The organism is Streptomyces sp. AK08-02, from assembly GCF_033795085.1.
Lineage (GTDB): Bacteria > Actinomycetota > Actinomycetes > Streptomycetales > Streptomycetaceae > Streptomyces > Streptomyces echiniscabiei.
The window spans coordinates 328,523-354,925 of record NZ_JARAZV010000004.1; the positions used below are offsets into that span (position 1 = coordinate 328,523).

19 protein-coding genes are annotated in these 26,403 nt (G+C 71.2%); 7 read left to right on the plus strand and 12 right to left on the minus strand.

Annotation, left to right across the window (positions count from 1 at the left end; translation table 11 throughout):
* Nucleotides 1-16 precede the first annotated feature (16 nt).
* The 3 genes from PV734_RS10060 to PV734_RS10070 all read right to left on the minus strand — a co-directional run bounded on the left by PV734_RS10060 (nt 17) and on the right by PV734_RS10070 (nt 4,463).
* On the minus strand, nt 17-1,300 hold the full coding sequence (locus PV734_RS10060; protein WP_319289361.1) for an arsenic transporter: 1,284 nt from the start codon (nt 1,298-1,300) through the stop codon (nt 17-19).
* 75 nt (nt 1,301-1,375) lie between these two features.
* Nucleotides 1,376-1,954 carry a DUF4232 domain-containing protein gene (locus PV734_RS10065; RefSeq protein ID WP_319289284.1) on the minus strand — a complete coding sequence of 193 codons (579 nt, stop codon included), beginning with the start codon at nt 1,952-1,954 and terminating at the stop codon, nt 1,376-1,378.
* Between the two features lie 124 nt (nt 1,955-2,078).
* Nucleotides 2,079-4,463, minus strand: coding sequence for a SpoIIE family protein phosphatase (locus PV734_RS10070; RefSeq protein ID WP_319289285.1), 2,385 nt, complete (start codon nt 4,461-4,463; stop codon nt 2,079-2,081).
* Between the two features lie 392 nt (nt 4,464-4,855).
* Between PV734_RS10070 and PV734_RS10075 the strand changes: the two genes are divergently transcribed.
* The 4 genes from PV734_RS10075 (at nt 4,856) to PV734_RS10090 (ending at nt 10,069) form a co-directional block, all read left to right on the plus strand.
* Nucleotides 4,856-7,099 carry a glycoside hydrolase family 9 protein gene (locus PV734_RS10075; RefSeq protein WP_319090871.1) on the plus strand — a complete coding sequence of 748 codons (2,244 nt, stop codon included), beginning with the start codon at nt 4,856-4,858 and terminating at the stop codon, nt 7,097-7,099.
* Between the two features lie 89 nt (nt 7,100-7,188).
* Nucleotides 7,189-7,437, plus strand: coding sequence for a hypothetical protein (locus tag PV734_RS10080; protein ID WP_044472629.1), 249 nt, complete (start codon nt 7,189-7,191; stop codon nt 7,435-7,437).
* A 3-nt stretch (nt 7,438-7,440) separates the two neighbouring features.
* Nucleotides 7,441-7,818: a hypothetical protein gene (locus tag PV734_RS10085; protein ID WP_006378057.1), complete on the plus strand. Its 378-nt coding sequence runs from the start codon at nt 7,441-7,443 to the stop codon at nt 7,816-7,818.
* 580 nt (nt 7,819-8,398) lie between these two features.
* Entirely contained in the window at nt 8,399-10,069 is a 1,671-nt protein-coding gene (locus tag PV734_RS10090; protein WP_319289286.1) for an RICIN domain-containing protein, read from the plus strand.
* Between the two features lie 182 nt (nt 10,070-10,251).
* Here the strand turns inward: PV734_RS10090 and PV734_RS10095 are convergent, their stop codons facing one another.
* A complete protein-coding gene (locus tag PV734_RS10095) occupies nt 10,252-10,947 on the minus strand; it encodes an alpha/beta fold hydrolase (protein ID WP_319090869.1) in 696 nt (231 codons plus the stop codon).
* A 408-nt stretch (nt 10,948-11,355) separates the two neighbouring features.
* Here PV734_RS10095 and PV734_RS10100 point away from each other — a divergent pair, with 408 nt between their 5' ends.
* Complete coding sequence (locus tag PV734_RS10100; protein ID WP_319090868.1) at nt 11,356-11,790, plus strand: protease inhibitor; 435 nt, start codon at nt 11,356-11,358, stop codon at nt 11,788-11,790.
* A 171-nt stretch (nt 11,791-11,961) separates the two neighbouring features.
* On the opposite strand, the gene PV734_RS10105 is transcribed toward PV734_RS10100, so the two are convergent.
* Together PV734_RS10105 and PV734_RS10110 are read right to left on the minus strand one after the other, a co-directional pair.
* Complete coding sequence (locus tag PV734_RS10105; RefSeq protein WP_415924182.1) at nt 11,962-12,384, minus strand: STAS domain-containing protein; 423 nt, start codon at nt 12,382-12,384, stop codon at nt 11,962-11,964.
* Nucleotides 12,385-12,615: 231 nt separating this feature from the next.
* Nucleotides 12,616-14,127: an MFS transporter gene (locus PV734_RS10110; protein ID WP_319090867.1), complete on the minus strand. Its 1,512-nt coding sequence runs from the start codon at nt 14,125-14,127 to the stop codon at nt 12,616-12,618.
* A gap of 189 nt (nt 14,128-14,316) precedes the next feature.
* Here PV734_RS10110 and PV734_RS10115 point away from each other — a divergent pair, with 189 nt between their 5' ends.
* Nucleotides 14,317-15,153, plus strand: coding sequence for an alpha/beta hydrolase (locus PV734_RS10115; protein ID WP_319289287.1), 837 nt, complete (start codon nt 14,317-14,319; stop codon nt 15,151-15,153).
* Nucleotides 15,154-15,179: 26 nt separating this feature from the next.
* Here the strand turns inward: PV734_RS10115 and PV734_RS10120 are convergent, their stop codons facing one another.
* From PV734_RS10120 to PV734_RS10140, 5 genes are all read right to left on the minus strand, one after another.
* Nucleotides 15,180-18,002 (minus strand): NHLP bacteriocin export ABC transporter permease/ATPase subunit, encoded by a 2,823-nt coding sequence (locus tag PV734_RS10120; RefSeq protein WP_319289288.1) that lies wholly within the window; start codon nt 18,000-18,002, stop codon nt 15,180-15,182.
* 1 nt (nt 18,003) lies between these two features.
* Nucleotides 18,004-20,226, minus strand: a complete 2,223-nt coding sequence (locus PV734_RS10125; RefSeq protein WP_319289289.1) for an NHLP family bacteriocin export ABC transporter peptidase/permease/ATPase subunit — start codon at nt 20,224-20,226, stop codon at nt 18,004-18,006.
* On the minus strand, nt 20,223-21,029 hold the full coding sequence (locus PV734_RS10130) for an HlyD family efflux transporter periplasmic adaptor subunit (protein ID WP_319090864.1): 807 nt from the start codon (nt 21,027-21,029) through the stop codon (nt 20,223-20,225). Before PV734_RS10130 ends, PV734_RS10125 begins: the two co-directional genes overlap by 4 nt.
* Nucleotides 21,030-21,155: 126 nt before the next feature.
* The gene (locus tag PV734_RS10135) at nt 21,156-21,374 is read right to left on the minus strand and encodes a type A2 lantipeptide (RefSeq protein ID WP_319090863.1); all 219 of its coding nucleotides are present in this window, start codon (nt 21,372-21,374) and stop codon (nt 21,156-21,158) included.
* 503 nt (nt 21,375-21,877) lie between these two features.
* Nucleotides 21,878-22,291, minus strand: a complete 414-nt coding sequence (locus tag PV734_RS10140) for a PaaI family thioesterase (protein WP_319289290.1) — start codon at nt 22,289-22,291, stop codon at nt 21,878-21,880.
* A gap of 189 nt (nt 22,292-22,480) precedes the next feature.
* On the opposite strand from PV734_RS10140, the gene PV734_RS10145 reads away from it, so the two are divergent.
* Nucleotides 22,481-23,941, plus strand: a complete 1,461-nt coding sequence (locus PV734_RS10145; RefSeq protein ID WP_319289291.1) for a S1 family peptidase — start codon at nt 22,481-22,483, stop codon at nt 23,939-23,941.
* 274 nt (nt 23,942-24,215) lie between these two features.
* Here PV734_RS10145 and PV734_RS10150 read toward each other — a convergent pair whose 3' ends face one another.
* On the minus strand, nt 24,216-26,393 hold the full coding sequence (locus tag PV734_RS10150; protein WP_319289292.1) for a SpoIIE family protein phosphatase: 2,178 nt from the start codon (nt 26,391-26,393) through the stop codon (nt 24,216-24,218).
* Nucleotides 26,394-26,403: the final 10 nt, after the last annotated feature.

The window sequence follows — 26,403 nt, forward strand, 5'->3', positions numbered from 1 at the left end:
GGGATCCGGCCGCCACTCAGCCCCCGAGGACGACCAGCGAGCCCCACAACGCCACCACGGCCGGGATCAGCGCGGCCGGCACGGAGATCAGTCCGAGCCGGGTGAACTCCCCGATCCCGACATCGTGTTCGTGCTGATGCACGATGCGCCGCCACAACAGGGTCGCCAGCGATCCGGCGTACGTCAGGTTCGGGCCGATGTTCACTCCGAGCAGCACCGCGAGCACCGCACCGGGACCGGCCGTGGCGGTCAGCGGCAGCAGTACGAGCACCGCGGGCAGGTTGTTGATCAGATTGGCGAGTACGGCGGCCAGCGCGGCGATCCCGAGCAGCGCGACCAGGCCCGTTCCGTCGGGCAGTACGCGTCCGAGCGCGTCCGCGAGCCCGTTGTCGACGACCGCCCGGACGACGACGCCCAGCGCCAGCACGAACGCGAGGAACCCGGGCGCCGTGGCCCGCAGCACCGTCACCGGGGTGGCCTGCCGCCGTACCAGCGCACGTCCGGCGAGCACGAGCGCCCCCGCGAGCGCCGCCCACGCGGGATCGACGCTCAGCGCGGAGGCCACGACGAACCCGGCCAGCATGCAGGCCACGGTGACGAGGGCGAACAGCGGAAGCGCGGGCACGTCCCCCGCGTCCGTGTCCGACTCCGTGTCCACGGCAGACGGTTCCGGCGTCGTCCCGGCCAGGTCGGCGGCGAAGAAGCGCCGGAACACCAGGTACTCGGCGCCGATCGCGACCAGCCAGGGCAGCGTCATCAGCGCGGCGAACCGGGTGAAGCTCAGGCCGCTCGCGCTGAACGCCAGCAGGTTGGTGAGGTTGGAGACCGGCAGCAGCAGCGACGCCGTGTTCGACAGATGGGCGCAGGCGTAGGTGTGCGGCTTGGGCCTGACCCCTGTACGGGCGGCCGTGGCGAACACCACCGGAGTGAGCAGCACGATGGTCGCGTCCAGACTCAGTACGGCCGTGATCGCCGAGGCGAGCACGAACACCGAGGTCAGCAGCCGCCCGGGCCGGTTCCTCGCCCAGCGGGCCATCCACGCGCCGCAGGCCCGGAAGAGCCCCTCGACATCACAGAAGTGGGCCAGCACCAGCACCGCCGCGAGGAAGCCGACCACCGGCCCGAGCCGCTCCGCCTCCTCCCACGCGTGCTCCGGCGAGATCGCGCCGGTGAGGACGACGAGCCCGGCGGCGGGGACCGCCACGACCGCCTCCGGCAACCCGAACGGGCGGACGACGGCGCAGGCGAGGACGGCGATGAGCAGGACGACGGACAGTGCCTCGGCGGACGGGGCGTTCAGGGTTCGGTCCTCCGGGACAGGGGTGTCGGTACCCCTCCATGAAAGCAGGTTCCGCTCGCGGGCCCGATGACCGGGTCAGGGTCCGGTGCCGGAACCGAAGACCGTCAGGAACACCGAGGCCTCACCGCCGCCGACCGGTACCACGCCCTTCTCCCAGGTCACCTTCAGCTGGTCCCGCTCGTCCGGCGGGGTCACCAGCAGCTCCGCCGGAGTCGCCGTGTCGGCCCCGCTGAGCTCCGGGTCGGCGAAGCTCAGACCTGCCCAGGCGCTCTCGCCGGGCGCCAGACGGACCGTCGTCAGCCGGGCGGCGGAGCGCTTCGGGTCGGGGCCCAGCTGTTCACCGGCCGCGTCCACGAAGGCTGCGCCCGGGTAGCCGCGCAGGGTGCAGACGCGGGCGGAGTCGTTGGTGAGGACGACGGGGAAGTTCCGCTGCCCGGCGCCCGGATCGGCGCGCCCGACGGCGGCGCTGAGTTCGGAGGCACGGCAGCGGGTGTCGCCCGTGGTCGGGACGGTGGTCGGCGACGGGACGACGGATGTCGAGCGGACGGTCGGGCCGCCGCCGCTGCCGCAGGCCCCGAGCAGGACCGGTAACGCGACGGCGCTCGCGAGCAGCGCGGCCCGGTGGGCCGGCCGAGTGGTGGGAAAGGTCGCCATTGTCCACACTCCTGGGGTCACTGCGCGTACGGCCTCTCGTGCACCGTCACGAGTGTCCGATGCGACCGGAACCCAAAAGTCCCGCGTGGCACCGAATCGAGCCTTCCTCAGCGACCCCCGGGGCTCACATCTCGCCCGTCAGGGACAACTCGGCCCAGATGGTCTTCCCGTCGGGCGTGTGGCGGCTGCCCCACCGCTCGGTGAGCTGGGCGACCAGCAGCAGACCGCGGCCACCCTCGTCGAAGGTCCTGGCGCGCCGCAGATGTGGGGCGGTGTGGCTGCTGTCGGAGACCTCGCAGATCAGGGTGGCCGCGTCATGGATGAGACGCAGCCGGATGGGGTGCGAGCCGTACCGGATGGCGTTGGTGACCAGCTCGCTCACCACCAGCTCGGTGGTGAACGAGGCCTCGCTCAGGTCCCATACGTCGAGCTGCTCGCCGACCTGCTTGCGGATCGGCCCGACGAGCGCCGGGTCCGCCGGAATGTCCCAGTTCGTGACACGGGACGCGGGCAGGCCCTGGGTGCGGGCCAGCAGCAGTGCCACGTCGTCCGCCGCGCCGCCCGGAGGGAGCAGGGTGTGCAGGATGCGGTCGCACGTCTCGTCGAGCGAGTCCGCGTACGCCGCCAGCGCGTCGCACAGCATCCGGTGGCCGGCGTCGATGTCCCGCTCGCGGCTCTCGATCAGCCCGTCGGTGTAGAAGGCGAGGACCGTGCCCTCAGGCAGGTCCAGTTCCGTGGACTCGAACGGCAGGCCGCCCAGACCCAGCGGCGGTCCCGCGGGCAGCCGCACCTGTCGGGGAGTGCCGCCCGGGGTGAGGAGGACCGGCGGAGGATGCCCGGCGCGGGCCAGGGTGCAGCGACGCGACACCGGGTCGTACACCGCGTACAGACAGGTCGCCCCGACCTCGCCCGGGTTGCCGTCGCCGCCGGCCTCGGCCGACAGCCGTACGACGAGATCGTCGAGGTGGGTGAGCAGCTCGTCGGGGGCGAGGTCGATGTCGGCGAGTGTGCGCACGGCGGTGCGCAGCCGGCCCATCGTGGCCGAGGCCTGGATGCCGTGGCCGACCACGTCCCCGACGACCATCGCGACCCGCATCCCCGACAGCGGGATCACGTCGAACCAGTCGCCGCCCACCCCGGCCCGCGCGGCCGGAAGGTAGCGCGAGGCGGCTTCGAGGGCGGCGGTGCGCGGCAGCGTCCGGGGGAGCAGGCTGCGCTGCAGGGCGAGAGCGGTCTCACGTTCGCGGGAGAACCGGCGGGCGTTGTCGATACAGACGGCGGCCCGGGCGGTCACCTCCTCGGCGAGCAGCGCGTCGTCGGCCGTGAACGGGTCGGGCCGGCGGTACCGGGTCAGTACGGCGACACCGAGGGTCGTACCGCGCGCCGTGATCGGCACGGACATGGTGGAGTGGATGCCGAGCTCCCTGACCCGGTCGAAGCGGGCCTTGTCCCAGGCCAGCCACTGTTCGACGTCGGCGGAGGGCAGGGTCGCCACGATGGTGCGGGCCGCGAGGAGGGAGTCGGCCTGGGGCGAGGAGACGGGGTACCGGTCCAACTGGCCCACCTTGGTCACCGCTTCGGGGCTGCCCGGCATGATCGAGCGGTGGGCGGCGCGGCGCAGGCTGAGGGGCGCCGTCAGTTCGGCCGGGCGGTGGTCGCCGCCGTGCTGCGGCGGGTCCAGCAGATCGACGCTGACGAAGTCGGCGAGCGCCGGGACACAGACGTCCGCCAACTCCTGCGCCGTCCGGGTGACATCGAGGGTGGTGCCGATGCGTACGCTCGCCTCGTTGACCAGCTGGAGCCGCTCCCGGGCGAGGTACTGCTCGGTGAAGTCGTGGGCCGCGAGACAGACCCCCCGCACCCGGCCCTCGGCGTCCCTGAGGGGCGCGATCCTGGCCAGCCACGCGTGGGCGTGGTCCTCGCCCCCGGTGCGCAGATAGGTCTGGACGTCCTTCGCCCGCCCGCTGGTCAGCACGTCGAGCATGTGCAGCTCCAGCTCCGAGCTGCGTTCCCGGCCCCCTATCTCGGCGATTCTGAGCCCTCTGACGCGCGCGGGCGGCAGCCCGATGACAGCGGCCATCGCGTCGTTGACGCCGTGCAGCCGGAGCTGGTCGTCGTAGACGGCCGTCGCACAGGGCGCCTGGGTGAGCGCGGCCCGCATCAGTGGGTCGTCGGCCGTCCGGGCCCCGTTCTGCAGGGGGGTGACGACGAGCCAGTCGCCCGCGCCGCCGTCCGGGGCCGGCCGGTGGTGGGCGAGGAGCCAGGCGGACACCGTCCGGCCGTCGCGGTGACGCAGCGCGAGACTGCCGTGCCAGAGATCATCCGTCGGCGGGCCGGGCCCGTCCGAGCCGTCGGTGACCAGGAGGGAGGCGGCGGGACGGCCCAACATCTCGGCCGCCGACCAGCCCAGCAGTTGTCGGGCGCCTTCGTTCCAGCCGGTCAGCACGCCCCGCGCGTCGACGACGGCCCGCGCCGTGGCGGCATCGTCGAACGGGTACACCGGACTCATCGCCGCCACTCCATCGTGAACACACACAGTGAGCAAGGGACGTCACTGGTGTTCCACCCTAATGCGTCCTGCTTCCGCACGGGCTGGAACACCTTCGTGGCAGTCCGAGGCACCGGACTCCGCCCGGACCTGAAGAGCCGTCACCCGGGGGAGGGGCGGGGCGCGGTGCGGATCGGCCGGCAGGGGGCTGGGGAAGAGCGGCCCGCAGGAACGGGACGGACCGGTAAGGGCGGCAGGGGTGAATTCCTTGTACGTGAGCCCAGTCCCGTCCGGACCGTTGACGACGCGGGGCGCCTCGCAGAGCATGGGCCACGTCCGCATCTGGGAGCGCTCCCACGGCAAGCGCCGCTTCACCGGCACCGCGCCCCCACCTCACCCGAGGAGCTCCAGACGTGAAACGACGCAGAACCACCCTGCTCTCGGTGACCGCCCTGCTCGCGGCGGCACTGACCGCGCTGCCCGCCGGTCCGGCCGGCGCCGACGAGATCGAGCAGGTCAAGAACGGCACCTTCGACACCACCACGGCTCCTTGGTGGACGACCAGCAACGTCACCGCCGGCCTGGCCGGCGGAGGCCTCTGCGCGGACGTCCCCGGCGGCACCACCAACCGCTGGGACGCCGCCGTCGGCCAGAACGACATCACCCTCGTCAAAGGCCAGTCGTACCGGTTCGCCTTCAAGGCGACCGGCACACCCGCCGGACACGTCGTCCGGGCGATCGTCGGCCTGTCGGTGTCCCCGTACGACACCTACTTCGAGGTGAGCCCCCAGCTGAGCGTGTCCGGCGACGCCTACACGTACACCTTCACCGCCTCCGCCGACACCACCCAGGGCCAGGTCGGGTTCCAGCTCGGCGGCAGCGCCGATCCCTTCCGGTTCTGCATGGACGACGTGTCGCTGGTGGGCGGGGTGCCGCCCGAGGTGTACGAACCCGACACCGGCCCCCGGGTACGGGTCAACCAGGTCGCCTATCTGCCCGCGGGCCCGAAGAACGCCACGCTGGTCACCGACTCCACGCAGCCACTGCCCTGGCAGCTGAGGAAGGCCGACGGAAAGACGGTGGCCCACGGCAGTACCGTGCCGCGCGGCACCGACTCCTCCTCCGGGCAGAACGTCCACTCGATCGACTTCGGCTCCTACCGCCAGGGCGGCACCGGCCTCACGCTGGTCGCCGACGGCGAGACGAGCCGCCCGTTCGACATCGGCGCGAGCGCCTACGACCGGCTGCGGCGGGACTCGCTGAAGTACTACTACACACAGCGCAGCGGCATCGCGATCCGCGACGATCTGCGCCCGGGCTACGCCCGCCCCGCAGGCCATGTCGACGTGGTGCCCAACCAGGGTGACTCCAAGGTGCCGTGCCGGCCGGGCGAGTGCGACTACACCCTCGACGTCACCGGCGGCTGGTACGACGCGGGCGACCACGGCAAGTACGTCGTCAACGGCGGCATCTCCACCTGGGAACTGCTGAGCACGTACGAGCGAGCCCTGCACGCCCGCACCGGGCAGCGGGACAAGCTCGGTGACGGCACGCTCGCCATCCCGGAGAGCGGCAACAAGGTGCCGGACGTCCTGGACGAGGCCCGCTGGGAGCTGGAGTTCCTGCTGAAGATGCAGGTGCCCGCCGGGCAGCCGCTGGCAGGCATGGCCCACCACAAGATCCACGACGAACAGTGGACCGGGCTGCCGCTGCTGCCGAGCGACGACCCGCAGAAGCGCCAACTGCACCCGCCGACCACCGAGGCGACCCTGAACCTGGCCGCCACGGCGGCGCAGGCGGCCCGGCTGTACCGGCCCTACGACCGCGCGTTCGCCGTACGGGCCCTCGCGGTGGCGCGCAAGGCATGGACGGCGGCCCTGGCCCACCCCGACCTCCACGCCGACCCGAACGACGCGACCGGTGGCGGTGCCTACAACGACACCGACGCACGGGACGAGTTCTACTGGGCCGCCGCCGAGCTGTATCTCACCACCGGCGAGAAGGCGTTCGAGCGGTACATCCTGACCTCGCCGATCCACACGGCCGACATCTTCGTCCCTCTCGGCTTCGACTGGGCCAGGACCGCCGCGGCCGGCCGGCTCGACCTGGCGACCGTCCCGAACAAACTCCCCGGCCGTGACAAGGTCCGCCAGTCCGTCGTCAAGGGCGCCGACCGCTATCTGACGACGCTGGCGGCACAGCCGTACGGCATGCCCTACGCTCCCGAGGCCAACGTCTACGACTGGGGCTCCAACGCCCAGGTCCTCAACAACGCCGTCGTCGTCGCCACCGCGTACGACATCAGCGGCGCCTCGAAGTACCGGGACGGCGCGCTCCAGAGCATGGACTACCTCCTGGGCCGAAACGCGTTGAACATGTCGTACGTGACGGGTTACGGCGAGGTCAACTCCCACCAGCAGCACAGCCGTTGGTACGCGCACCAGCTCGACCCGAAGCTGCCGAGCCCGCCGGACGGGACGCTCTCGGGAGGCCCCAACTCAAGCATTCAGGACCCCTACGCACAGAGCAAACTGCAGGGCTGCGTCGGCCAGTTCTGCTACATCGACGACATCCAGTCCTGGTCGACGAACGAGCACACGATCAACTGGAACGCGGCCCTGGCCAGGATGGCGTCCTTCGTGGCCGACCAGGGATAGCCGCCGGTTCACGCCCCCTCGGTACCACCGTCCCACTGGTCTGACCTGGCTGTATTTACGGGTAAGTACCGGCGCGGTACCGTGGGGGCATGCCAGCTCTCAACGTGGAGTTCAGTGACCGCGAGCTAGAGGACCTGCGGCAGATAGCCAAGGAGCGCGGTACGTCCATGAAGGCCCTTGTGCGGGAGGCGGCGGCGGCCGACATCGCCCGGCACCGCGCCCTGCAGGAGGGTGCGGAGGAATTCCGGCGGTTCTTCGCGGCCCACGCCGACGAGTTCGCCGCCGCGTTCCCCGAGGACGAACCGGTCGCGTCGGGTCGTCAGGGACGGGTCGCCTGACCGATGGCTCCCGTCATCCACATCGATGTGCCGTGGCTGCTCCAGCGCCATGAAGAGGTCCTGCCGGACCAGCCCACGGTGAACGACTTCTCCGCACTGGTGGCCGCCGTGGCCCGCCACCGGGTCGATCCGCCGCGTCTCGGCGTGGACTCCGACCCGGCCTGGCGGGCCGCCGCGCTGCTGCACACCCTCGCGCTGCTCAAGCCGCTGCCGTCGGCCAACGCCCGCTTCGCCTGTGCCACCGCCGTGGCGTACATGTTCGTCAGCGACGTCGGTATCGACCCGCCCTACGGCGCTCTCGTCGACCTGGCCCGTGACCTGATCTCGGGCAAGGCAGACGTCTACGGCGCGGCCGACCGGCTCCGCTCCTGGCAGATCTGAGCGCTTCGTAGCTTCGCTGCTTGGTAGCCGCGTGACTTTGTCGATTCCTCGGTTTTTCGGATGTCCGGGGTTTCGGGTTTTCGGTTCCTCCGAATCGTGGAGTCGGGCCGCCCTCGGGGCCGCCGACCGAGGGCGGGAGGAACGGGGTCGGCGGCCGTCGCGCGGGAGAGCCGCCATTTCGCGCGAGGCCTCCGAGAAGGGCCGGTTCCAGTGGACTGCACCGCCCCGCGCGCCGGGAGCGTGCGCGGCGCACCGGCGGGTGCGCGCGGTTCACACGGGGCGCGGAGAATGCGTCGAAAGCCGGTACGAGTGTCGAAAGTTGCTGCTGTTGCTGACTTTGCTTCAATGAATGGATGTTACCCAAGCGCCTTGTTGGCCAGGAGTAACTTGTGCAAGGGTGAACCACTTGTGCAGGGGGGATGGCCGGCCACGCATCGCCGGTGGTGGTTCGGTGGCGGTCCAGCGTCACAGGCGGGGCCGGAGGCGGGGGACACAATGCCTTCGGTGTCGACGTGGACTCGCCCGGGCGGCTTTCCCGGAACCTCTGCGAGTCACTCGCGCGTGGGAAGGAAACCGCTCAGTGCCCCACCCCCACCCCGCTCGTCCGCCTTACCCCCCGTACCTCGGTGGGGTTCAGGGGGAGTCGGACGAGAGCCTTGCCGCCCAGCTCAGAGGCAGACCGGAGGGCGAGACCGGCCCGGCCGTAGCCCTGCTGACGGCGCGGCACTGGCAGGCGACCCACGAGTACGCGGTCATCTGCCTGGCCACTTCGGCCCCGACCGCGTCCATGGTCACCGCCGCCGCCTTCCACCAGGTCCTGGAGCGGGTGACGCGGGCCGAGTCGGCCGTCGCGCTGCGTCCCCGGTTCCTCGTGGCCGTGCGCGACATCGTCAGGGACTGGTCGGCGGACGACCGCATAGCCGACGTGCTGCCCGATCTGACGAAACCGGCGGGCGGTCGCGGTATGCGCGCCGCGAAGTCCATGACGCCGGAAAACCGAAAGCTCGCGGAGCGAGCGTTCCAGGCCCTTCCCGGACTCGGTCAGTGTCTGCTGTGGCACACCGAGGTGGAGGCCGAGTCGATGAATGTCCCCGCCGAGCTTCTTGGCATGGACACGAATATGGCGGCGGCGTCGCTGGAACAGGCCCGGGAACAATTCCGCGAGGGTTGTGTACGCGCCCATCGGGAATTCGCGCCGTCAAAGGAATGCCGGTTCTACAACCGTCTCCTCGACGTCCCCATCCGGCGTGGCGGGGCGCTGCTGCCCGATGTCCAGCAGCACCTGGCGGAGTGCCACTACTGCCGTTACGCCGCCGAGCAGTTGAGCCAGGCCGAGAGCGGCCTCGGCACGTTGCTCGCCGAGGCGGTGCTCGGCTGGGGTGCCCGACGCTATCTCGACTCGCGGCCCGGGCGCGGCCAGAGCGGGACGCGGGCGCGGGGCCATGGGCGGCACGGCGGCAGGGACAGGGGCAGGGGCAGGGGCGGCGAGGGTGCGGGCGGCCGGGGGCGTCCGCGTCTGCTGTCCCGGTTGTCCTCCCCGAGTCGTCCGGTGCTCGGCGGGACCCGGAACAGGAGAACACTCTTCACCAGCGTGGGCCTGGCCTCGGCCGTCGTCCTCGCGGTCGTGCTGGGCAGCGGGCTGTGGCCGAAGGACGGCAGTGGCGCCGACCCGGCCGCGTCCTCCAGCGCGAACGGCGGACGCGCCTCGGTGTCCGGCTCGCCGACCCCGCCCGCGGTGTCCTCCTCGCCGCCCGCGAAGGACGGCAACCCGACCGCCACCCGGCACACCCGGCTGCGCAATGTCACCGCCGACATGTGCCTGGACATCCGGGGCGGCAGGGCCACGGTCGGCGCCGTCGCCAGGCTCGCGTCCTGCTCGACCGCGTGGACCCAGATGTGGGCCTACGAGGACGACGGCCTGTTGCGCAGTGTCGCCAACCCCGAACTGTGCCTGGACTCGCACGCCGACGCCGGTGTCGTCATCCTCGGACGCTGCGCCGCCGCGTCCGCCGAGCGGGGTGACGACGTCCGCTACGACCTCACCGTGCGGGGTGAGCTGCTGCCCCGCTGGCAGGAGGGCCTCGCCGTCGCCCCCGCCTCCCAGGACCCCGACACGGACGTGGTCGTCAAGGTTCGCGACGGTTCCGCGGAACAACGCTGGCTGACGGACACGGTCACCGCCAGCCCCGAATCCCTGTCGAAAGGGGTTCCACGGCCGAAGGCGGCACAGGTCGGCGCGGATTCGCCGTAACGGCTCCCACGGCGGGGCCTGCCTCGCCCCTCCCGGGCATGGCGGCGGGGCCCCGGGCGGCCCGGGCGGTGCTTCCCGCCGCCCCGTCCGTTCGCTGAATCCGTCCGGGACCGAAAGGGCCGGCTCGCATTCCCGCGGACGGGGTGGGGGCGGAGGGCGGGGCGGCGGAGGCAGCTGTCCGATCAGCCTCCGGTCGCCGTCCGGTGCAGGACGGCGGCCAGTTCGCGCGGGCGGGAGAACATCGGCCAGTGCCCGGTGTCCAGTTCGACCAGCTCCCACCGGTCGCTCTTGAGCAGCTCGACCACGTCCTCGGACGGCTCCGGATGGTCGAGCAGGCATTTGACGTACGTCGCGGGGAGGTCGGCCATCGAGCCCGCGAGGACGGCCGGCTCGGTGAGGGTGGCCCCGGGGTGGGGCGTCGAACCGTCCACCATGCGCGCGATCTGCTCGTCGGTGAGCTCCTGGCCCGCGAAGTGGTCCGCCGCCGGGGTCGGCCAGAAACCGTCGTTCTCGGTGATCGAAGCCGCTGCCTCGGAACTGTCCCAGCCGTCCAGGAACGACTCGCCGTCGGCCGGGACACTCGCGTCCACGAACACCACCCGCCGCAGCCGCTCACCGATCCGCTCGGCGGCCTGCCCGACGGGTATCCCCGCGTAACTGTGGCCCACGAGCACGACGTCCCGCAGATCGAGCCGCTCCACCTCCTCGACGATGTCCCGCACATGCGTCTGCTGTCCGGCCGGCTCGCCCCGCCGCTCGGCCACCCCCGACAACGTCAGCGGGTGCACCCCGTGCCCGGCGGCACGCAGCTCGACCACCACTTCGGCCCAGGCCCACGCCCCGAGCCGTGCTCCCGCGACCAACACGAATTCGCTCATGCCGCACAACGTAGCGCGAGCCACGACAGTCCACCGACCGTCGGTGGAGTGACGTGGCACATGGCTCGGGGATCAAGGCTCCATGAACGGACGAGGTCGCCCGGGAGACCGTGCGGAGCGGAATCGGAATGTTTCAGGCCGATTAAAAAAGCAGGTGGATCCAGCCACTCGACCACCCCGAACGATCAACAGCCGCTCAGTTGCGGGCTCCGCGTGTTCGAACAACGTGACTTCGCGCCACTGATTCAATACGCAAGGTTACTGAAACGCATGGGGTCGAGATGAGTTTCGGCGCCGGACTCGGCAGACTCACGCTCGCCGAACCGGCCCGACCGGCTGGGATCGAGCACCCGTGCGGACCGATGACCTTCGATTCGCATCTTCGAACTGAGCGGAAGGATGCACACAATGCCGAACACCGCGCGCTGGGCAGCGACTCTGACCCTGACGGCCACCGCCGTCTGCGCCCCCCTCACCGGGGCCGCCGTCGCAGCCCCGGGCCCCGCCGCCTCCGGGCTCTACGCACCCTCGGCCCTGGTGTTCACCATGGGGCACGGTGAGTCCGCGGCCACCGTCACGCCCGAGCGTGCCGTCACCCTGACCTGTGCCCCGACAGCCTCGGGCACGCACCCGGCGGCGTCCAAGGCCTGCGCCGAACTCCGGGCCGTGGGCGGGGACTTCGACATGCTGGCGGCGGCGAGCGACGTGAAGTGCACCAAGCGGTACGAGCCCGTGGTCGTCACCGTCGAGGGCGTGTGGCGGGGCCAGCGGGTCGCCTATGAGCGGACTTTCGCGAACGAGTGCGTGAAGGGCACCTACGGGGAGGCCGTCTTCACGTTCTAGGGACCGGGGTCGCGCGCCTCCGCGAGCCACACGGGGCGTACGCGGATGGGGAGTGCGAAACCCTGTGACGCGGGGTGCCGCGCGATCTCGCAGCAGGGCCGGTCGGTGGTGTGGGGCCACCGGCCGGCCCATTACGTGTGTAGGGGAAGGTGACATCGTCGGCCCTCTATGTCATTCCGACTCCGGTTCCGGCTCCGGGAGGTGGGCGAGGGGCGGGAAGCGGTGAGACAGCCCAGCGGCGCGCATCAGACGGTGGAGGCGGGGCGCGTCCGAGACCAGTCGCAGTCGCCCGCCGCGCTCGCGGGCCCGATTGTCGGCGCGGCACAGTTCGCGCAGGCCCGAGCAGTCGAAGAAGCCGACGTGCCGGAGGTCGACCAGCACGTCGGGGCCGGGGTGCGAGGTGGCGGCGTCCAGGTGGTGGGTGAGGAAGCCCGCCGTCGCCAGATCGATCTCGCCCAGGACCTCCACCACGGTGAACGGCCCGAGAGTGTACGTACGGGCATACGGGTTGGCCGTCGGCGGCAGGGCTGCGGACTCGCCCGAGGGCGTGCGCTCGGGCGGCCCGGGCATGCGGTCGTCGGCTTCCGGCGTCATGGCTGCTCCACCTCGGCGGGGCGCATTCGATCTCGGTAACTACCCTGGCTGGGTCCGCGCCATCCCTGACACGCCGCCCGCAAGATCTAGTTCACTCGACAAGGTGAATTGCTGCTTCATTCATTGACATTTCGTGCACTGTGCACTCACTCGAGGAGATGCCGGGGTACACGGAGGGGCCGCCGTCTCCCTGTGGACGGCGGCCCCTGGGGCCCGTGTGACCCGGGCGGGTCACATGTGGACGACCGGTGCGGCGCTCTCGTCCTGGACCGGAACACCCGGGCGGTACAGCAGGAAGGTGATCAGGGCGCCCGCGGCGAAGAAGCCGGCCGACCACCAGAAGGCGGTGGTGTAGCTCTCGATCGTCGACTGGGCCTGGACCAGCTTGTCGGCCGCGTTCCGGCCGGACAGGTAGTTGGTCGCGGCGCTCGCGGCAAGCGTGCTCAGCAGCGCGGTGCCGATCGAACCGCCCACCTGCTGCATGGTGTTGACCGTCGCGGAGGCCACTCCCGCGTCCTCGGCGCCGATTCCGCTGGTGGCCAGCTGCATCGCGGGCGGCATGATGGTGCCCATACCCAGGCCGATCACCAGCAGTTGCGGGAGCACGGCGGTGCTGAAGGACGAGCCGACGCCGATGTCCGTCAGCCAGACCATGCCGACCGCGCCGAGGACGAAGCCCAGCGGGATGACGAGCTTGGGGCCGAAACGGGGCACGAGCATCGTGGTGGACACCTGGGCCGCGACCATCAGCGCCGCCATCATCGGCATGAAGGCCAGGCCGGTCTTCGTGGGGCTGAAGCCGAGGTTCAGCTGCAGGTAGTAGGTGAGGAAGAGGAAGACCCCGAACATCGCCGCGCCGGAGATGAGCACCGTGAGGAACGAGGCGCCACGGTCACGGTCCAGCAGGACGCGCATCGGCAGCAGCGGGTGCTTGGCGCGGGTCTGCCACCGGGTGAACGCGGCGAGGAGCAGTACGCCGGCGGCCAGGAAGCCCCAGGTCTGCGGCGAACTCCAGTCGTGGGACTCGGCGTTGGAGAAGCCGTAGACGACGGAGAAGAGACCGGCGGAGACCAGGAGCGTGCCCGGGACGTCGATCTTGGAGTCGGCGGCGTCACGGTGGTTGCTCAGCAGTATCCAGCCGCCCACCAGCGCGACGACGGCGAAGACCAGGTTCACGTACAGCGTCCAGCGCCAGTCGAGCGCGTCGGTCAGCAGGCCGCCGAGCAGCAGGCCCACCGCGCCGCCGGCCCCGGCGATCGCGCCGTACACGCTGAACGCGCGGGCACGCTCACGCGCGTCGGTGAAGGTCGTGTTGAGGAGTGACAGGGCGGCGGGCGCGAGCAGCGCGCCGAAGACACCCTGGAGGGCTCGGGCGATGACGAGCATCTCGAAGCCGTTCGCGGCGCCGCCGAGCACGGAGGCGCCGGCGAATCCGGCGACGCCGATGAGGAAGGCGGGCTTACGGCCGAAGAGGTCGGCGATCCGGCCGCCGAGCAGCAGCAGGGAGGCGAAGGCCAGCGCGTACGCGGTGACGATCCACTGCCGGTTGCCGTCGGAGAAGCCGAGGTCCGCCTGCGCGGAAGGGAGCGCGATGTTCACGATGGTGGCGTCCAGGACGACCATCAGCTGGGCGAGGCCGATGATCGCGAGGATCCACCACCGCTTCGGATTCGGCGCGGCGGACCCCTTGTCCGGGTCGTTCGTGACGCCCTTCGGGGCGCCTTCGGTAAGGGACTGGGGCATCTGAGCACACTCCAGGGAAGGCCGCTCGTGGAGTGGAGCGACGAGTGGTGACGGAAGGCGAAGAGGACCGGAGGTTACAAGTACGTAAACGAAACTGTTTCGTACTCTCGACTCTCCGAGACTAGACCACATTCATCGAAACGGCAAAGTATCGATACGGGAAAGTATCGCTAGGGAGGATGTCCGGACGTGCGAAGCGGCAGACTGACGGCCGACGGGGCGGACCTGTACTACGAGGTACGCGGGGCCGGTCCGGCCCTGCTGATGATCAGCGGCGCCGGGGGAGACGCCGGCTACTACTCGGGGATCGCCGACGCCTTCACCGTGATCACCTACGACCGGCGCGGCAACTCCCGCAGCACAGGTGACGGCGCCGCCCCCATGGCGCTGGCGCGGCAGGCCGCCGACGCCCGCGCACTGGTCGCCGAACTCGCGGACGGCCGGGCCCTGGTCTTCGGCAACAGCGGCGGCGCGATCATCAGCCTCACCCTGGCCGCACGGCACCCGGAGTGCCTGGTGGGCCTCATCGCCCACGAACCGCCCGCGGTGAACGTCCTCCCCGACGACGACCCCGGGCGCGGCTTCTTCGCCGAGCTGGCAGCCCGGTACGCGGCGGGCGGTGCCCCGGCCGCGGGCCGCCGCTTCGGCGAGACGATTCGCGGCGAGGGCTCCTACCGCTGGCCCGCCGACCTGTGGGAACGGTTCCTCGGCAACACAGACCACCTCTTCGGCAGTGAATGGTCCGGCTTCGCCGCCTTCCACCCCGACGAGGCGGCGCTGCGGGCCGCTCCGTTCCCCATCGTCCTGGGTGCCGGCGCGGACGACCGGGGCACGTACTACGCCCGGCCGTCGGTCGAGATCGCCCGCCGGATCGGTGTGCCGTGGGTGGAGTTCCCCGGCATCCACATGGAGTTCCTGCGCCACCCCTCCCTCTTCGCGGCGGCCGTACGCGTACTGGCGACACAGATGTACGCCGCCGACGGCCGGGTCCCGGACCTGTGGCGGGGCGCGGCCGAGACACCCTGACGGTCCCCGCGAACCCGGACGCCTGGCTAGGCCAGCTGCCGGCGCACCAGCTCGTGCAGCCGGCCGCCCGTGTCCGCCAGCAGCTGGGCCGGGGGGCCCTGCTGGGCGACCTTGCCGTCCTCCATGACGATCACCCGGTCCGCGTCCAGCACCGTCGACAGACGGTGCGCGATCACGATCCGGGTGGCGTTCAGCGCGCGGGTGCTCTCGATGACCGTGCGCTGGGTCTCGTTGTCCAGGGCGCTGGTCGCCTCGTCGAAGAAGAGGATGCGCGGCCTGCGGATCAGCGACTGCGCGATCATCAGCCGCTGTCGCTGGCCGCCCGAGATCGCGCCGCTGCCCTGGACGATGGTGTGCAGCCCCATCGGCATCCGCTTGATGTCCTCGGCGAGTCCCGCCATCTCGGCGGCGGCCATCGCCTCCTCCGGTGTGTACGGCTCGGTGCCGCAGATGACGTCCAGGATCGAACCCGTCATCGGCTGGGCGTGCTGGAGCACCACACCGCACTGACGGCGTACGGCGGACTGGTCGAGCGCGCCCAGGTCCTGACCGTCGTACAGCACGCTGCCGGAGACCGGCTTGTCGAAGCCGATCAGCAGACGCAGCAGCGTCGACTTGCCGCAGCCGCTGGGGCCGACGATCGCCACGAACTCGCCCGCCCGCGTCCGGAAGGACACGTCGTCCAGGACGAGAGGGCCGTCGTCCGCGTAGCGGAAGGAGAGCCGACGGGCCTCGATCGCGCCGGTCAGCACGCCCGGCCGGGTGCTCGCGACCCGGACCTCCGGGGTCGCCTCCAGCACCGGCTTGATCTCCTCGTACAGCGGAAGGGCGGCCACGCCGGAGACGAAGGCACCGGTCAGCTGGGTGACCGACGTCAGGAGCATCGTCACCGAGGTGTTGAAGGTGAGGAAGGCCGCCGCCGACATCTCACCGCGTGCCGGACCCGCGAGGAGCACGAACATCAGGAGCGTGCAGACCGGCAGGTACACCGCGCCCAGCACCGTCGTGAGGTTCTTGATACGGCCGACCTTCTGCTGCAGCTCACGGCTGCGCGCGAACTCGCCCGCCCAGGCCGCGTACGCGTAGTTCTCGGCCGCCGCCACCCGTAGCTTGGGCAGGCCGCGCAGGGTCTGGAAGGCCTGGTTGTTCAGCTTGTTGGAGAGTACGAGCAGCCGGCGCTGCCAGCGCACCTGCCACAGTCCGAGCCCGAGGAACACGGCGGCGATCACCACGAGCATGCCGACCGCCGCCAGCGCCATCGGGACGCTGTAATAGAGGAGCAGGCCCAGGTTCATCGCTGCGATGGTGACCGACTGCGTGACTACGGGGGCAACTCCCGCCAGCAGCTTGCGAATCGCGCTGATGCCCATGGCCGCACTCGCCAGCTCGCCGGTCGAGCGCTCGGTGAAGAACTTCGTCGGCAGCCGCAACAGCCGGTCCCAGACGGCCGGTTGGAGCGTCGCCTCGATCCGGCCCTCCATCCGGAGCAGGGTGAGGTTCTGCAGCAGGGTGAAGGCCGCCGCCACCACACTGCTGATCATCACGGCCAGACAGAACTGCGCGATCAGCGTGGTCTGCGCCTTCGGCACGAACTCGCCGAGCACCTTGCCGGTGGCCACGGGCACCAGTGCGCCGATGGCGATCGTCACCAGGCTGCTCAGCAGCAGGTTCACCACATCGCCCCGGCTGCCGCCCATGCTGAACCGGAGCAGTCGCAGCGGAGTCATCCCGCGTTCGGGCAGCGGACGGTAGAACATCACCGCCCGCTCCTCGAACTCCGCCGCGTTCGCCTTCTCCACCGGAGTCTCGCGTCCCGACGAGGGGTGCACGGCCACATAGCCGCCGCGTCGCCACAGCAGCGCGACCGGCGTGCCGGACAGACTGCGGTGGCCGATCAGCGGGCCGACGTTGTCGTGCCACCAGCGCCCGTCGAGCCGGACGGCCCGGGTGCGGACGCGGGAGGCCAGCGCGATCCGTTCGACCGGGTCGAGCCGGTCGCTCTCGGTGCCGCTCTGCGCGGGCTCGGCGAGCGTGATGCCGGCCGCCTGGGCGACCAGCTTGCAGGCCGCGTACGTGGCGTCCGCGTCGGCGGTGGTCGTGCGCTTCGCCGACGGCCTGCCGATCGACGCCAGCAGGGTCCGGTCGGCCTGGGCACGTACGGCCTCGCCCGCCCTGATACCGGCCGCCGTACGGGTCTCGTGGCTTTGTTCGAGCTGCTCGATCCACCGGTCGAGGGTGGCGAGCAGCCGGTACTGCTGGTCGACCATGCCCTGCCAGACCCCGGGGTCCATCAGCAGATCGGCGGCGGCCTCCGCCCCGTACAGCGACCCGTACCGCACGCTGCCCGGCGGGACCTGCATCCAGAACACGTCGTCGTCGGTCGGTGCGGCGGCCCGTTCCGAGGCCATCGGCGCCTGGAAGAGGACCGACAGTCCGCGTCCGACGCCCAGGGCGAGGGCGTACTCCAGCGGGCTGGTCGCCGGCGGCACGTACTGGGCGTTGCCGTACTCGTCGTACGACCAGGTCTCCGTGTCCGGCGACCGGTACAGCTCGCGCAGGCCGACGCGGTGCACCACGCAGTCGCGCACCGGGCGGGCGACCAGGGTGTGCTCCGGGCCGGTGACCGGGCCGAGCAGCAGGGCGCCCGCCTCCAGCCGGCCGAGGTGGTGCCACTGGCCCTGCTCCACGGCGTCCACCGCGAACAGGTCGAGCGCGCCGGAGGCGACCAGCCACAGCACCTGGGGGCCTTCGAGATCGAGGCGGCCCTGCCCGGCCAGGCCGAAACGCGTCCCCATCTGCCCGAGCGCGGCGAGGACGACATCCGCTTCGCTTCCGTGGACCGTCGTCATCTCAGCGCTCCCTGACCAGCTCGGCGTACGCCCCGCCGGCCGCCACCAGGGCGTCGTGCCGCCCGCGTTCCACGATCGTGCCGTGCTGGAGTACGACGATCTCGTCACTGTCGCGCACGGTGGAGAGCCGGTGCGCGATCACCACACAGGCGCAGCCGCGCTTGCGCAGGTTGTCGATCACGGTCTGCTCGGTCTCCGCGTCCAGCGCGCTGGTCACCTCGTCGAGGACGAGAATGCTGGGGTTGCGCACCAACGCCCGGGCTATCTCCAGGCGTTGGCGCTGCCCGCCGGAGAAGTTCCGCCCGTCCTGCTCGACCCGGCTGTGGATACCGCCCGGCCGGCGCGTGATGACGTCGTACAGCGCCGCGTCCTCCAGCGCCGCCACGACCGACTCGTCCGGGATCGACGGGTCCCAGAGCGCCACGTTGTCGCGGACGCTGCCCTCGAAGAGGAACACGTCCTGGTCGACGAAGGAGACGGAGGCCGCGAGCGCGCCGCGCGGTATGTCCTCAAGTCGCTGCCCGTCGATCCGGATGACGCCCTCCCAGGGCGCGTACAGACCGGAAATCAGCCTGGAAACCGTCGACTTGCCGCTGCCGGAGCCACCGACCAGCGCCACCTGCCGGCCCGGACCCACGGTCAGGTCGAAGCCGGTCAACAGCGGTTTGTCGAGCGGGCTGTAGCCGAAGGTGATGTTCTGCAGCTCGACATGACCGTGCAGGCGGCGCGTCGAGTCGCCGCCCCCGGGCCGGGAGTACAGCGGATCGGCCCGGAAGTTCTCGACGTCCTTGAGCCGGGCCACGTCCGCCGCGAAGTCCTGGATGCGGCCGGCCACCCCGTTGAGCCGGGTCAGGGGTGCGGTGAACCGCACGACCAGGGACTGGAAGGCCACCAGCAGACCCACCGACAGATGCCCCTCGACGGCCCGCATCCCGCCGATCCACAGGATCAGCGCGCTGTTCAGCGTCGCGAGCGTCGGCGCGACCACCCCCAGCCAGGCACTGGGCACCCCCAGCCGCTGCTGCTCCTCCAGCGTGGTCGCGTGCTGCCCGGCCCACTTGCGGAAGTAGCCCTCCTCACCGCCGGTCGCCTTCATCGTCTCGATCAACTGAAGCCCGGAATAGGCGGTGTTGGTGAGCCGGGCGTTGTCCGCGCGGAGTTTCGCGGTACGGGTCGCGCGCAGCCGGATCACCACCCGCATGGCCACGATGTTGAGCAGCGCCACACCGATGCCGACGGCCGTCAGCTGCGGGTCGTACGTGTAGAGGAGTACGGCGTACAGCACGACGACGATCGCGTCGACGCCCGCCGCCGCGAGGTCGCGCGCCAGGGTCTCGGAGACCGCGTCGTTCGACTGGAGGCGCTGGACGAGGTCGGCCGGGCTGCGCTGGGAGAAGAAGGTGACCGGGAGGCGCAGCAGATGGCGCAGGAAGCGGGCGCTGCTCAGGGTGGAGGAGATGATGCGGCCGTGCAGCAGGTTCGCCTGCTGCAGCCAGGTCAGCACGAGGGTCAGTGCCACGCACGAACCCATCGACGCGAACAGCACCTCCAGCAGCGAGGTCTGGCCGCCGATCAGGAAGGTGTCGATGTAGGTGCGGCTGAGCGCCGGCATCGCGGCGCCCACCGCCACCAGCAGCAGGCTCGCCAGGATCGCGGCGGGCATCGTGCCCGACGTACCGCGCAGCCGGGCCGGCATGGCACCGAGGACGCCCGGCCTGCGCCCGCCGCGCTCGAAGTCGGGGCCGGGCTCCATGACGAGGACGACACCGGTGAAGCTGGAGTCGAAGTCCTCCATCGGCACGAACCGGCGGCCCTTGCCCGGGTCGTTGATGTGCACCCCGCGCCGGCCGAAGCGGCGCCCCATGCCGTCCAGGACGACATAGTGGTTGAACTCCCAGAACAGGATCGCGGGCGCGTTCACCTCGGCGAGCGCGGCCGTGTCCATCTGCATGCCCTTGGCGGTCAGACCGTAACTCCGGGCCGCCTTGAGGAGGTTGCTGGCGCGTGAGCCGTCCCGTGAGACACCGCAGGCGATACGCAGCTCTTCGAGCGGGATGTGCCGCCCGTGGTGCGCGAGGACCATGGCGAGTGAGGCCGCGCCGCACTCCACGGCCTCCATCTGGAGGACGGTCGGGGTGCGCACGGACCTGCCGCCGCCCTTGGGGACGGTGCGCGGGGGCGGGGCCGAGCGACGCTTGGCCCGGGAGTTCTGTGCGGCACTCACGGCAGCAGCCAATCGACGGGACGCTGGTCCGCCAGCCGGATCGAGCCCGAGGCCAGGGTCATGGAGGTGAGCCGGAAGGGCGGCCCCTCGGCGGAGGACCACCGGTAACCGCTCTTCGTGGCCGACGACCTGTCCAGCTTCACCAGGACGGCGACCGGCCGGCCCTTCTTCGTGAACTGCTCGCCGAGCTGGCTGTCACCGAGGAACGTGCCGATCTGCGCCTGCGTCTGCGGGGTCCGGTCCACCGATTCCACCTGGCCGCGCAGCACCCCGTACTGCTGGGTGGGCGCGGTCTGGACGCTCAGGTCGACGGCGGCGTTCGCGGGGATCGTGGCGGCGCTCTCGGCCGGGACGTACACCGTCGCGTACAGCGGGTCGTTCGTGCGGGCGACCTTCTCGATGGCCGCGATGTTCGTACCCGTACCGATGATCTGGCCGATCGTGGCGGCGAGTGCGGTGAGCCGGCCCGCGGCGACCGAGCGGACCACCGACTCACCGGCGGCCGTACGGACCTTCAGTACAGGGGAGTTGGCGGGCAGCCGCGCACCCTCCCTGGCGAGGACCGCGGTGATCTGACCGGAGACGGGACTCTGCAGGACGTAACTGCCCTCACCGTGCGTGAGGATGGCGGGCGCGCTGACAGTGGAGGAGACGGACCCCGTGACCGCCCACACGGACGCGGCGGCCATGACGACGACCGTGACGGAGAGGACCAGCCAGCCCTGGGGCCGTGCGAAACGCACCGGAAGATCCAGCTCTTCGGCCGACTGGAGCTTGGCGAGGGCCTGTTGGCGGAACTGCACGGGCTTTCCTCACCTGCGTAAGAACCTGCGTGAGAGAACTTGCGTGGGCCGGGGCGATGGCTTGGCGGAACCCGAGAGTCCCGGAACCGGGGAACGGTTCCGGGACTCAGCGGCGCGAGGCGACGATCAGAGACCGGCGACCGTGTTGGTGATCGCACCGGTGTTCAGGCCGGTGAGACCCTCAACGGTGCCGACGACCGTGCCGACCAGCGGGAGCGCGCCGGGGGCAACGCTGTCCACCAGGTTCGTGACGGTGCCGACGGCGTTCAGGGACAGACCGCCGGAGACGGCGTCGAGAGCGGCGTCCGACAGCTCGGCGGTCTCAACCTGGGGGGTGGAGTTCATGGGGGAACTTCCCTTCATATGGGGATTTCACAAGGGGGGAGCGGCCCCCTCTGGGGACAGATGACGGCCGCGACCGCAGGGCTGCCCAAGTTCGTTTCCGGAACCTCGGCGGCCCCTGCGATGCGATGGATCAAAGCACGCCCGCGCAGCGCGCTTCCAATCAACCAAGCGCCCCACCAGGGCACTTGCGTCCCACGAGCGCCAAACGGTGAGGACCCGCGCACGGCTTGTCGGCCACTTCTCCACATGCCGCACGACTTCGGTGCAGTCCGCCCCTTGCGGTCGGGGCCGCACCTGACCAGGGGGAGCGGGGCGGAATCGGACAGTCCGCCACCAAAGGCGTGGCGTGTAACGGGCGGATGTGCGGAACCGTCGTATGCGGTGACCTGACTGCGCATTCGCTGTGCAGATTCCCTGGAGCCGGGATTCGGAGCGGTTCGGCCGACACAGAGGCACCCGACGGTCACGGAAAGTGGCTTCCGGTGGCCTTTCGGTGTGCCGGGTCAGCCCAGGAGGGCGTACACCGTGCTCGCGCGGGCGGCGAGTTCACCGGTTCCGGCGTCGGTCAGCGTGATGTCGGCGAAGGCCGTCCGGCGGCCGAGCTTGGTGAGGACCGCCTCGATCAGGACATCGGATCCGGTCACCGCGCGCTGAAAGGTCGTGGACTGCTGGACCGTCGTCATGGGGACGAAGGCGCCGCGTGCGGCCGACACCGCGATCACGGTCGAGGTGTCGGCCGCGGCCATCAGGGCCTGCCCCGACAGTGCACCGCCCTCGCGCGCCAACCGGGTTGACCAGGGCAGTCGCAGCAACGCGCGGTGCTCGCCCACTTCCTCGACCGACAGGCCGAGATCGAGCACCCAGGGGGCGAAGTTGGCGGAAAGGATCTTGTCTGCCTCGGCGGGCGTCATCGTCATATGGGGGATTGTTCCCGGCAGCCCTCGGTCAGGCCCGGGCAATGGCCGATTCGCTGTTTCGCAAAGGGAGTTGGCAAACAATTTGAACGCCCCGAGCAACCCGTCCGTACCTACAGCCATCCAGGCGCCCCACTCGGTCGCCGATGAACGATCGGCGGCTAAGACCCCGCCCCGCAGGAGGTCAAGAAGTTGAGTCACAAGCGAGTTCCGAAGCGTAAGGCCGCGATAGCGGTGGGCAGTGTCGCGGCGATCGGTGCGGCGGCACTGCTGCTCCCCAACGCCATGGCCTCCCAGACCGACACCGCGGTCGGCGCGGCTCCCAAGACCCTGAAGGCGACGGATGCCTCGGATCTGGCCTCGCAGCTGGAACAGTTGCTCGGTGATGCCTTCGCGGGCTCCTACTACGACGCCGACAAGCAGCAGCTGATCATCAACGTCGTCGACGGTGACAACAACAACGTCGTCGTCCAGGCCAAAAAGGCTGGTGCGGCTGTTCGCGAGGTCGACAACAGCATCGCCGAGCTGAAGGCCGGCGCGCAGACGCTGAAGACGAAGGCCACGATCCCGGGCACGGCCTGGGCCCTGGACCCCCGCACCAACAAGATCCAGGTCACCGCCGACAGCACGGTCACGGGCGCCAACTGGAACACGATCGAGTCGACCGTCAAGAGCCTCGGCTCGGGCATGGCGACCATCAAGAAGACCGCCGGTACCTTCAAGCCGCTGGTGGAGGGCGGCGACGCCATCTTCGCGGGCGGCGCCCGCTGCTCCCTCGGCTTCAACGTGGTCACCGGGGACGGCACGCCCGGCTTCCTGACCGCCGGTCACTGCGGTGTGGCGGCGGCCGAGTGGTCGGACACGGAGGGCGGCGCACCCATCGCCACCGTCGAGGCCGCCACCTTCCCGGGGGACGGCGACTTCGCACTCGTGAAGTACGACGACCCGGCGACCGTCGCGGCCAGCACCGTAGACGTCGGCAACGGCCAGACCGTCGACATCCTGCAGGCGGCCGAGGCAGCGGTCGGTCAGCAGGTCTTCCGTATGGGCTCCACGACGGGCCTCAACGACGGTGAGGTCACCGGTCTCGACGCCACCGTGAACTACGCCGAGGGCACGGTCACCGGCCTCATCCAGACGAACGTCTGCGCGGAGCCCGGCGACAGCGGCGGCTCGCTGTTCACCCAGGACGGCAGCGCGATCGGCCTGACCTCCGGCGGCAGCGGTGACTGCACGGTCGGCGGTGAGACCTTCTTCCAGCCGGTCACCACGGCCCTGGCGGCCGTCGGCGCGACCCTCGGCGCGGGCGACGCCGGCGCTGGTGCCGGTGCTGGTGCCGGTGAGGAAGCTGGTGCGGGTCAGGAAGCCGGTGCGGGCCAGGAGGCCGGCGCTGGCCAGGAGGCCGGCGCTGGTGAGGAAGCCGGTGCGGGCCAGGAGGTCGGCGCTGGTGAAGAGGCCGGTGCGGGTCAGGAGGCCGGCGCTGGTGAGGAAGCGGGCGCGGGTCAGGAAGCCGGTGCGGGCGATGACGCCGGACTCGGTGAAGAGGTCGGTGGCGACGAGCTCGGCGGGGTCGACGACCAGAACGCCAACGGCAACGCCAACGACAACGGCGCCGACGACGGCACGGGCCTGGGGAACAACGAGAAGCACTGACCGGCCACACCAGTAGTACCGGCCGACACTGACGCGGTCCGGCCCTCCGGCGGGAGGGCCGGACCGTTCTGCGTGCCCCGGGCTGTCCACAGAGCCGTTCGAAGCGCGGCGGCGCCGATCGGCGCACCTGGCACCCGCCGGACCCGCGCGCCGTCGCCCTCGGGTCCGCGCGCAGGTCGCCCCGGAGCAGCGGGTCGCGGGAGTCTCCGGCCGGCTCCGACGCAGGGCCCGAGCCCCGGCCCACCCGCCCGGACGCCCTCCCGCCCGGCGTTCGTCAGGTCTCCGTCCGCTCCGTCCGCTCCGTCCGTTCGGTCCGCGCCCTCAGCAGAAGCAGCGCGATGTCGTCCACCCGGTCCGTCACCCCCGCGCCGAACTCGACCAGCCCGTCGGCCAGTTCGTCCAGTGGCCGGTCCCCGGTCTCCGCGAGCCGCCCGGCGAGGGCGGCCAGCGCCTCGTCGATGTCGACGCCCGGCGACTCGATCAGCCCGTCGGTGTACAGGGCGAGGACGCAGCCCGGCGACAACTCGACCCCGGTCGCCGGGTACTCGGCCGAGGAGTCGATCCCCAGCAGGGGACCCCCGGGCAGGTCGAGCACCCGCACCTGCCCGTCCGGGTACCTCAGCAGCGGCTGCGGATGCCCCGCACGGGCCATCACGGCCCGGCCGGTCCCCGGATCTAGCCGCAGATACAGACAGCTCGCGAACAGCTCGGTGCCGAGGTCGATCAGCAGCCGGTTGGTGCTGCTCATCACCTCCTGCGGCGCCTGACCGACAGTCGTGTACGCCCGTACGGCCGTCCGGAGCTGCCCCATCAGGCCGGCCGCCGTCACGTTGTGCCCCTGGACGTCCCCGATCACCGCCGAGGCCCGCCCGTGCGAGCACACCAGGTCGTAGAAGTCGCCGCCGATGTCCATGCCCTGGGTGGCGGGCAGATAGCGCGCGGCGGCCTCGAAGCCCGGCAGCGACGGCAGCGAGCTCGGCAGCAGGGCGGCCTGCAGGCCGTGCGCGACCCGGTGCTTGGCGTCGTACAGCAGAGCCCGCTCCAGGGCCTGGGCGATCAGACCGCCGAGACTGGTCAGGACGGCGCGCTCGTCGGCGGGGAACGTGTGCCGTTGTGCGTAGCCCAGCACACAGGTGCCCACCGGACGTCCGGACGCGATGAGCGGGAGGAACGCCCAGGCCGCCATCGGACCGGGCACCTCCCGCACCGTCGGATACGCCCGCTCCAGCTCGCCCCTCGACTCGAAGAAGGCGGGCACTCCCGTGGTGAGGACCTGCATCCCCGGGGTCCGCTCGGTCAGCGGCATCCCGTCGAACCGCTCCACCAGCCGTGGGTCGGCGTACCCGCGATGCCCCAGTACGCGCATACGCCCGCCCCGCGAACCCAGCATCACCAGGGTCTGGCAGCCCACCGCCGGCATGATCTCGTCCGCGACCAGCTGGATGACGTCCTCGACACCCGCCGCCTCCGTGAGGGCCCCCGCCAGGGACAGCACCTGCGAGATCGTGACCAGACTGGAGGGCCCGCCCGGCCTGCGTCCCGCCCGGTCCAGTTCGGCCACCGCCCGCGCCCGGGTGATCCTGACACTCAGCCCGGTCGCGCTGGGATACAGCCGGAACGACAGCCAGTCGCCCGGCGGGCGCAGCGCCACGAACGAGGTGACGTGCAGGCTGAACAGCGCGGCGCGGTAGCGGTCCTCGTACACCGGATCATCGAGCCAGGGCACCGACACCCACAGCTGGGATCCCAGCAGCGCTCCCGCCGGGACCCCCAGCAGCTCAGGGGCCGCCGCGTTGACGAAACAGACCCGCCCGTGCAGATCGAGGGAGCACAGCCCGTACGGCAGCCGTGACACCATCCGCGCCGCCTCGACCGTGCCGAGGGTGTCGGCGGCCGGCGTCCCGGGCGAGATGGCCAGCAGATCCGTCTCGGGCCGCAGCGGCCGGTGTTCGGCGGCGGCCCGCTCCAGACGCAGCGCCAGCCGGTCGCAGGCCGCGCCGAGCTGCTGCCGCTCGCGGTCCGCCAGCTCCGGCGGATGCGAACCGGGCCAGGTCACGAAGACCGACCCGTACACCGTCGAGGCGGTCGCCACCGGTACGGCGGCCAGCGCGAAGGGGTAGGGCAGTACGACGGCGACCCGTGGATACCGCCGGGCCATCTCCTCCTCGCCGCCCACCCACACAAACCGCCGCTCGCGCGCCGCCTCGGCGACGGGAATCGGCGCGCCGAGCCCGACCCGTTCCCAGGGCGCGGCGAACGCCCGGGGCAGTCCCGCCATGACGGCCATCTCCAGCACCGACCCCCCGGGCTCCAGCAGATACACGCCGCCCGAGAGGGCGTGGACCTCCTCCATCATTCCGGCGAGCGCCAGCGACAGCAGCGGCTTCCCCGCCGAGGTCGAACGCGTGTTCGATCTCGGTCGTCGGCGTGCGGAGGTCCCTCGATGAGCCACCGGGACCACC